This window comes from Puniceibacterium confluentis, from assembly GCF_007923445.1.
GTDB lineage: Bacteria > Pseudomonadota > Alphaproteobacteria > Rhodobacterales > Rhodobacteraceae > Puniceibacterium > Puniceibacterium confluentis.
Window position 1 is genome coordinate 1 of record NZ_VOJI01000097.1, and the last position, 689, is coordinate 689.

Below are 689 nucleotides of genomic sequence, written 5' to 3' on the forward strand. Positions count from 1 at the left end.
TAACCGTGTCAGCCATCGGCCTCGCCGTTCGGCTTATCCTTAGGACCCGACTCACCCCGGGCTGATTGACATCGCCCGGGAAACCTTAGTCTTTCGGCGGGGGCGGATCTCACGCCCCTTATCGTTACTTATACCTACATTTGCTTTTCCATGCGCTCCACAAGGGGTCGCCCCCCAGCTTCGGCGCACATGGAATGCTCCCCTACCGATACTTTCTAAAATGCTATCCCGCGCCTTCGGTGTCTGCCTTATACCCGATTATTATCCACGCCCGGTCTCTCGACTAGTGAGCTGTTACGCACTCTTTGAATGAATGGCTGCTTCCAAGCCAACATCCTAGCTGTCACCGAGACCAGACTTCGTTAGACTAACTCAGGCAGAACTCCGGGACCTTAGACGGCGGTCTGGATTCTTCTCCTCTCGGGCACGGACCTTAGCACCCGCACCCTTACTGCATGGCTGCCGTGCACCAGCATTCGGAGTTCGTCAGGTCTCGATAGGCGGTGAAGCCCTCTTGACCTATCGGTCGCTCTACCTCTGATGCAGATCGCCACACGCGGCACCTAAATGCCTTTCGGGGAGTACGAGCTATCTCCGAGTTTGATTGGCCTTTCACTCCTACACACACCTCATCCGGAAGCTTTTCAACGCTTATCGGTGCGGACCTCCATCCCGTGTTACCGGGACTT

The 689-nt window shown here is 56.0% G+C and carries 1 rRNA gene; it reads right to left on the minus strand.

The features are described 5' to 3' along the window. A 23S ribosomal RNA gene (locus tag FOY53_RS22680) occupies positions 1 to 689 on the minus strand; the annotation flags it as partial.